The 7,028-nt window shown below is 44.7% G+C and carries 8 protein-coding genes and 1 pseudogene; 5 read left to right on the top strand and 4 right to left on the bottom strand.

The genetic code is table 11. The features are described from left to right. The first annotated feature begins 489 nt into the window (after positions 1–489). From IM456_RS18730 to IM456_RS18715, 4 genes are all read left to right on the top strand, one after another. Entirely contained in the window at positions 490–1,233 is a 744-nt protein-coding gene (locus tag IM456_RS18730; protein ID WP_149987956.1) for an energy-coupling factor ABC transporter permease, read from the top strand. 13 nt (positions 1,234–1,246) lie between these two features. After that, the gene (locus tag IM456_RS18725; RefSeq protein WP_002799903.1) at positions 1,247–1,570 is read left to right on the top strand and encodes a PDGLE domain-containing protein; all 324 of its coding nucleotides are present in this window, start codon (positions 1,247–1,249) and stop codon (positions 1,568–1,570) included. A gap of 178 nt (positions 1,571–1,748) precedes the next feature. After that, positions 1,749–2,522, top strand: a complete 774-nt coding sequence (gene cbiQ, locus IM456_RS18720; RefSeq protein WP_287691668.1) for a cobalt ECF transporter T component CbiQ — start codon at positions 1,749–1,751, stop codon at positions 2,520–2,522. Between the two features lie 14 nt (positions 2,523–2,536). After that, positions 2,537–3,319 carry an energy-coupling factor ABC transporter ATP-binding protein gene (locus tag IM456_RS18715; protein WP_149987954.1) on the top strand — a complete coding sequence of 261 codons (783 nt, stop codon included), beginning with the start codon at positions 2,537–2,539 and terminating at the stop codon, positions 3,317–3,319. A 151-nt stretch (positions 3,320–3,470) separates the two neighbouring features. Here IM456_RS18715 and IM456_RS18710 read toward each other — a convergent pair whose 3' ends face one another. Together IM456_RS18710 and IM456_RS18705 are read right to left on the bottom strand one after the other, a co-directional pair. Further along, the gene (locus IM456_RS18710) at positions 3,471–3,692 is read right to left on the bottom strand and encodes a DUF4926 domain-containing protein (RefSeq protein ID WP_002761801.1); all 222 of its coding nucleotides are present in this window, start codon (positions 3,690–3,692) and stop codon (positions 3,471–3,473) included. 12 nt (positions 3,693–3,704) lie between these two features. Then, entirely contained in the window at positions 3,705–4,037 is a 333-nt protein-coding gene (locus IM456_RS18705; protein ID WP_149987960.1) for a DUF6883 domain-containing protein, read from the bottom strand. Between the two features lie 217 nt (positions 4,038–4,254). Here IM456_RS18705 and IM456_RS18700 point away from each other — a divergent pair, with 217 nt between their 5' ends. Continuing rightward, a complete protein-coding gene (locus tag IM456_RS18700; protein WP_287691666.1) occupies positions 4,255–5,445 on the top strand; it encodes a HEAT repeat domain-containing protein in 1,191 nt (396 codons plus the stop codon). A gap of 258 nt (positions 5,446–5,703) precedes the next feature. On the opposite strand, the gene IM456_RS18695 is transcribed toward IM456_RS18700, so the two are convergent. Both IM456_RS18695 and IM456_RS18690 read right to left on the bottom strand, forming a co-directional pair. Further along, positions 5,704–6,771 (bottom strand): hypothetical protein, encoded by a 1,068-nt coding sequence (locus IM456_RS18695; RefSeq protein WP_253881381.1) that lies wholly within the window; start codon positions 6,769–6,771, stop codon positions 5,704–5,706. Between the two features lie 8 nt (positions 6,772–6,779). Further along, a pseudogene (locus IM456_RS18690) lies at positions 6,780–7,028 on the bottom strand (transposase); the annotation flags it as partial.

Genomic DNA, 7,028 nt, shown 5'->3' with positions numbered 1-7,028 from the left:
TCGCTCAGGTTTGCTGATCACCCTAAGTAGGGGGAGAGCCTTCGAGTTCCCCCGCAGCTAAGGGACTTGCGCTTTGATAATGTGCCATCTGGCTGGTCTGATTCTTCTACAGAGCGATTTTCTGGCCGGGATATTATTCCCACGCAAGTCCCTTAGTAGTCACCAGCCTCTTCTAACTGATAACTGATAACTGATAACTGATAACTGATAACTGGTTAAGGCCTAGCATAAAAACTGAAAAAAACTCGAAAAATTAATAATAATTTAAATAACTTGACTGCTTGAGAATAATCAGATTTTTGCTGATAGCTAAACCCTGACGGCTGGCAAAATAACAGAAATTCTTAAGAAGCTAAAGGGTTTAAATCCCCAGAGAGAGCATTGTAGAATGAAGCGGTTAGTTATCTACTAGAAGATAGGGCTTTTCCATACCAGCGAAACAATTCTATTCAAATCTTTAACCCAAATTGCCAAGGAGACTGAGTTTTAATGTCTGTTAATTTTCTGGGAGTTGGTTTGTTTCACCCTCTCCTTACCCCTTATCTCGCCCTCCATATTCCCGACGGCTTTTTGAGTCCATCGGTGAGTCTATTTACTTGGATAATTGCCGTCGTCCTGATTGGCTTTTCTCTCAAAAAAGTGCGCGGTCACTACGCTGAACGGGCTGTACCTTTGATGGGAGTTTGTGCCGCCTTTATTTTTGCCGCCCAGATGATTAATTTCCCCATTCCGGGGGGAACCTCCGGACATTTGTTAGGGGGGACTCTCGCGGGGGTTTTACTCGGTCCCTGGGCGGGTTCTCTGGTGATGGCGGTGGTTTTTATTGTTCAAGCTTTATTTTTTCAAGATGGCGGTTTAACGGTTTTAGGGGCAAATATCGTCAATATGGGTCTGATCGGGACGTTTGGCGGTTATTATCTCTATCTGGGGATTAGGAAAGCCCTCGGTTTTAATAGTTGGCGCAGTATGGCGATCGCTGTTGCCATGGCTGCTTGGACAAGTGTGGTGGTGGCGGCGTTGGCTTGCGCCCTGCAATTGGCTTTATCGGGGACTGTACCGCCTTTATTCGCCCTTTTTGCCATGTTATCTTGGCATATCCTCATCGGTATCGGGGAAGCGGTGATTACCGTTTTCGCTGTCGGTTATATCTGGCGAACCCGTCCCGATCTCCTCTACGATCCGCCCCATTCCGTTAATACCTCTGTTCCGCCTTCCTACGCTTCTCGTCAATAAAGCAATTAATTCGATGAATATTCGCAGAAATAGCCAATTTTTTCTGATTGGTCTGGTATGCTCCCTAATTGTCGCCGTTTTTCTTTCTCCCTTTGCCAGTCCCGATCCCGACGGACTCGATCGAGTGGCGGAAGACTTGCAATTTAGCCAAAAAGAAGACCCTAACGCCCTCGGTAATCAATTACCTTTCGCCCGAATTTTTGATGGTTATGCCCTCAAAGGTGTTCCCGAAGGTGTCGCCACTCCCCTCGCCGGTTTTCTGGGAACTCTTGCCACTTTCGGCATCGCTTGGGGTATCGGTAAATTAGTCATTCCAAAATCCCAAAATCAGGAGTAAGGAGATGGGAGTCGAGGAGTGGGACGTGGGGACGTGGGGACGTGGGGCATTTAGCTGAAATTTCCCTAAATCCCTAAATCCCTAAATCCCTAAATCCCTAAATACCCTTTCTAACTGATAACTGATAACTGATAACTAATAACTGATAACTGATAACTGATAACTGATAACTGAATAAATGCTACACATTGCTACTTTTTCTTGCAAAAATGAGCGCCAAAATTTCGTTTTTTGGCAGAGACTTGCGCCCCATACCCGGGTTTTAGTTACTCTTTTGTTAGTTTTTGCCACAGCCTTAACCCCGAATGGTAGCTGGGAAACTTGGGCGATTTACGGATTAGGATTAATTATTTTAATTCTGATCAGTCGGGTGACTATGCGCGTACTTGTACAAAGAGTAGCGATCGAATTTGTCTTTATCGGTGTGGTTTTATTGGGAACTCTTTTTCGCGATGGCGGCGAAATTCTTTGGTCTTGGGGATTTTTGCGGGTAACTAGCGGGGGATTGCTGGTTTTAGGCAGTGTCGCCCTAAAAGCTTTTCTCTGTCTTTGTACGGTCAATATTCTGGTTTTAACGACAGCGATTCCTGACCTGTTGCAAGCATTAGTTACCCTAAAAACTCCCCCTTTATTGGTGGCAATTTTGGCTTCTATGTACCGTTATCTAGCTGTTTTGATCGCTGAATTTAATTCCATGCGAAGGGCAGCAATTGCGCGCAATTTAATGAGTAGTCCCCGATGGCAACGGTTGCTAGTGGGACATATAATCGGCGCTTTATTTATCCGTACCTACGAACGTGGCGATCGCATTTATCAAGCCATGTTATCGAGGGGTTACACCGGTTCCTTGCCCTCTGTACAGGTTCCCCAAAGCAAGCTGAAAGATTATCTCGCTATAATTTGCATAGTAATTCTGATCCTCTGGGGTCAAATGGTACATCTACTCAGGTAAAAGTCTCGTTTTTCATGCACCACAACCCGATTTTTATTGAAAACCTAGTTTATACCTATCCTGACGGTACAGAAGCGTTAAAGGGTATTAATTTAGCCATTGAAGCTACGGAAAAGGTGGCTTTAGTCGGGGCCAATGGATCGGGAAAATCCACCTTATTATTGCATTTTAACGGTATTCTCCCGCCGCAAACGGGTAAAATCACCGTCGGTCCCTACCAAGTTAAACCGGAGAATTTAGAAAATATCCGCAATTTTGTCGGTTTAGTCTTCCAAAACCCCGACGATCAGCTATTTATGCCCACTGTCTGGGAAGATGTGACTTTTGGCCCGATGAATCAGGGAATTCGGGGAGAGGATTTAAACCATCGCTGTCATCATGCTTTACACGCGGTGGGATTGGATTCCAAGCATTACGGTAAGAGAAACAGTCAGAATCTATCGGGGGGTGAAAAAAAACGCGTGGCGATTGCGGGGGTTTTAGCCATGTTGCCGCAGGTCTTAGTTTTTGATGAACCTAGCGCCCAACTGGATCCCCGATCCCGTCGGCAATTAATACAACTGTTAGCCACTTTACCCCAAACCCAAGTGATCGCCACCCATGATCTCGATCTGGCTTTAGAACTATGCGATCGCACGGTGGTTTTAAGTCGTGGTCAGGTGGTGGGAGAGGGAGAAACCGCTAAGATTTTAAGTAATCGGGAATTTTTGGAAGAACACGACCTGGAAATACCCCTTTGTTATAGTCGTCCCTACTGTGCGATCGCTGATGCGCCCTCACAAGTCAGTGATCAGTGATCAGTTATCAGTTATCAGATGTGAGTTTTCAGTTCACCGATTACTGTTTACTGGACGGCTACGCCGTGCCTTTGGCAACACTGAAAAAAAGCTCCCTTTTCCCCTCTCATAGACAGTCTTAACGAGTGATTTAGATAGTCAACAGCAAACGCTACTTAGCGGTTAATTTTTGGGATTCTAAGGGAGAATGATGTAATAACATTAATTGATTTTCTTGTAAGATTTCGATAGCATAAGCAAGGCCAGAAGTATCGCTAAATTCAACTTCAAAAACATTTGGCTCATAGACTTCTACAATTGTTCCCACTTGCCCGCGATATAATCCCAATTGGGGTAAGTCTTCTAATAAAGCAACCACATCTAAGAGTTTCATTTCATTATCTCCTTAAAGTACATAACAAGTAACTAAACGGGGAAAATTTTCCTCGTTTCTGATTATCCAAACACTGTGAATAATAGCCGTTTTGTTTTGATGATTCAGGGGCAAGTCAATAATATACTTTTGGCCATATTGATTGATTTTATCGGGAATAGCATCATAGGTTTTAACGGCTTCTAAGAGTGCGTTTTTAAGAAATTGAACGTCATCAATATCTAAGTTTAAGGCCGATTTAAAAACACGGGCTTTATGCCGTCCATCGGCATGATTTAGATTTAGGGAATAACCAGTTAGTTTGTGATCATCTATGATGGTACTTTCAGGATGAGGCAGTTTCACTTCCAACAAAAAACTCGGCTCTCTTGGTTTGGTTAGATTAAATGTAGCCTAGCATATACTTTTCTGTTCGGTTATCCCGAGAGAATTAAGGATAAACTGAAGTCTGATGCACAATTTTGAGATTTATTATCGGTTTCTTGCATAGAAGAGAGGACAAAAGCGAGAAAGTCTGACATTCTTGGGATAGGTAGCACGAAAATCGAGGCCATTTCTCACGATGCAAGCTCTGCTAGAAAAAGCTCAGATAGCGTTGAATAAAAAGGACTGGGAGACAGTAAACGCCAGCATACAGCGACTTTTAAACCAAAAAGATGCTATTGAACCGATTATTAACGATAAAATCCTCGATTTAGCCCTAGAAGCTTTACAAAAATGTGATTTTCAACAGCGATGGGAGATAGCGAAACTATTTCCTCAAATCGGTCAATCGGCGATCGCTCCTTTAATTGCCCTGTTAGAATCCGAGGAACAAGATGGGGAAATGCGCTGGTTTCTGGCGAGAATTCTCAGTCAATTTGACGATCGAGCCTGTATTCTCGCTCTCAGTCAATTATTGCAAAAATCGGAGGAGGAGGAAATCAGCCAAATGGCTGCGGCTGCTTTAGCTAATATCGGCAGTTCTGCCATCTCTAGTTTAGGACAATTACTGTCCGACTCTGATACCCGTTTTTTAGCCGTACAAGCTTTATCACAAATTCGCCGGCCAGAAATTGTCGAACCGCTTTTAACCGTAGTTAAGGATGAATCTAGCGCCATTCGGTCCATGGCGATGGAAGCTTTAAGCAGTTTTCACCATCCCCAGATTACTGCGATTATCCTCGATGCTTTACAGGATCCGGCCATCGAGGTGCGACGGGAAGCAATTAAAGCTAGTAGTTACCTAGGGTCAAATTATCCCCAAGCAGATTTAGTTAACCATCTGCAACCGCTGTTATTCGATATCCACCTCGATATCTGTCAGGAAACGGCGATCGCTCTCGGTCGTATCGGCACAGCAACCTCAGCCAAAGCTTTAAATCCACTGCTGCAATCTTCCTTAACTCCCGATAGTTTAAAATTAACTGTAGTACGAGCCTTGGGCTGGATCGAGGACGGAGAAGCTTTAAATTACCTAGAAAAGGCTTTATATAGCGAAAATGTCCTAATTTGTCGTGAAATTATCGCTATTCTTGGCCGGCAAACCCCCCAGAAATTCCGCCGACAAGCAGGGGCAATTCTCAGTAATTTTTATCACTCCCATCCCGCGATCCTCGCTCATACGGCAGTTAAACAGTCTCTAGCGATCGCTTTAGGAGAATTAGATCGGGACAATAAAAGTATTTTGCTGACTTTAGCAGCCGATGGGGAAGCAATCGTCCGTCTCCATGCTCTCAGCGCCCTAAAAAAGCTAGATCATGCAACTATATAGGGTTTGCTGAAAAAGTTTGTTGGTGCGGTTAGGAGTCGGTCGTCAGTAGCCGGTCGTCGGTCGTTTCAGGCTTTGTTGTCCTCTTTTTTTTGTACCAGTTTGTGTACTCAAAGAAGGATAATGCAAGGTTTTTGAAGGTCTTAATCCTATTTTCGCAGCACTAACATCGGATTTTAGCAGGTCAAAAGCCTTATTTTAAAAGGGTTTTACCATTATTGAGCCAGCCCTACATAGAGGACATTATCAAAGGATCAAGCATTACTCCCACTCCTGTAAGTCTCTGAGCCAATTTTGCAGCAAGCTAGTTAATTGAGTACGGCGAGTTTCAAAATTGCCAGCAATTGAGAGCAAGCTAACCCCCACCAGCAATCCGATAATCCATTTAAGCAGGGGATAAAGGACAATCAAAATTACCAACTGATAGAAAGCATTAGCCACAAAAGTAAAAGTGCCAAGATAGAGGAAGGCGCGAATTCGTAAGGCTAATCCGGCAAAAATTGCCACTAAACTGAGAATACCAGGCAGGATTCCCGTCTGATGATGAAACCAGAGAGCCGCACTAGCAATAATGCCTGTTCCCAAGAGGCGGAGCAGGTGGCGCAAGGATTTGCCTTGCCTCCCCTGACAGGTAGGTTCTATCCAGACAAGACAGAGGAGAGACAGTCCGACAAGACTGCTGTAGGCGAAGGGAGTTGCCAGAGAGAAATCCGCCAGCCAACGGGCGATCGCCCAATTCACTAACAGTAGGGTAAGATAGCGCCACCGGGGTTGCTGCCGCAGCCAAGCCAGCCAAGCATAGAATCCAGCCACCACCAGCAAACTTAGGGGATTGAGCTTGTCTAAACTGCCCCCAAGGGCGAGTCCTGGAAGAACAAGAGCGAGGAATTGCCAAGGACGAGGCGGCCAGCCCCAAAGCCGCCAAGGGAGCAGATAGGTGAAAACAGCCACCCCAGAGGCGATTACTCCCAACCAAGAAACTAGGTATTGAGAGAAGAATTCCATCGGAGGAATAGTATTGGCAGCATAAACCCCAATCCCAGTGGCTTCTAGAATACCCAGATAGACCCAGATTTCAGCGATCGCCTGGTCAGGATGGTTGCGCCCTTGCCAGATAGCATAACGAGTCAAAAAGATACCGGTTGCCAATCCCAACAGTTGATTGACTGCAACGGGATAGAATAAAGCCCCTAGTAACAGGCAACTGCCCAAAGCCCAGTGCAGGTGGGCAACCAACTTCAATTCTGAACCCGTCAGATGCAAGTAGCCAGCCAACCAGGGAGAGAGCAACCGATAGCCGTAAACCAAGCTGGCGGCCAGGGCTGCCATTGCCAAAAAATGATTTCTCCAAACCAGTTTCGGATTGTTTGACAACTCTTGGTAAAAACACTGGAGGATTTTGCCAACCATTCCGAGATGGATAGCAGTCCCTCTGTCGGATTCTTTGAGGTTTCATAAATCTTTCTGAATTCTTCCTTTAATTCCTGCATCTTTTTCAAATTTGGAAAATTTTCTTTGATAGCTTCTAGTTTAATTTTTTGGGGTTCCGTTAAATCTTCTTCATTTTTTAACAGGCTATATTTACT

The organism is Microcystis sp. M079S1 (assembly GCF_020246425.1).
Taxonomy (GTDB): domain Bacteria; phylum Cyanobacteriota; class Cyanobacteriia; order Cyanobacteriales; family Microcystaceae; genus Microcystis; species Microcystis aeruginosa.
Note: the sequence above shows the minus strand (reverse complement) of the source record. Positions and strands in the feature narration are given on the sequence as shown.

Bases quoted from the DNA above. Each gene is read 5' to 3' on its own strand.
- IM456_RS18730 (WP_149987956.1), top strand. From the start codon at position 490: ATGTCTGTTAATTTTCTGGGAGTTGGTTTGTTTCACCCTCTCCTTACC.
- IM456_RS18725 (WP_002799903.1), top strand. From the start codon at position 1,247: ATGAATATTCGCAGAAATAGCCAATTTTTTCTGATTGGTCTGGTATGC.
- cbiQ (WP_287691668.1), top strand. From the start codon at position 1,749: ATGCTACACATTGCTACTTTTTCTTGCAAAAATGAGCGCCAAAATTTC.
- IM456_RS18715 (WP_149987954.1), top strand. From the start codon at position 2,537: ATGCACCACAACCCGATTTTTATTGAAAACCTAGTTTATACCTATCCT.
- IM456_RS18710 (WP_002761801.1), bottom strand. From the start codon at position 3,692: ATGAAACTCTTAGATGTGGTTGCTTTATTAGAAGACTTACCCCAATTG.
- IM456_RS18700 (WP_287691666.1), top strand. From the start codon at position 4,255: ATGCAAGCTCTGCTAGAAAAAGCTCAGATAGCGTTGAATAAAAAGGAC.
- IM456_RS18695 (WP_253881381.1), bottom strand. From the start codon at position 6,771: ATGGCAGCCCTGGCCGCCAGCTTGGTTTACGGCTATCGGTTGCTCTCT.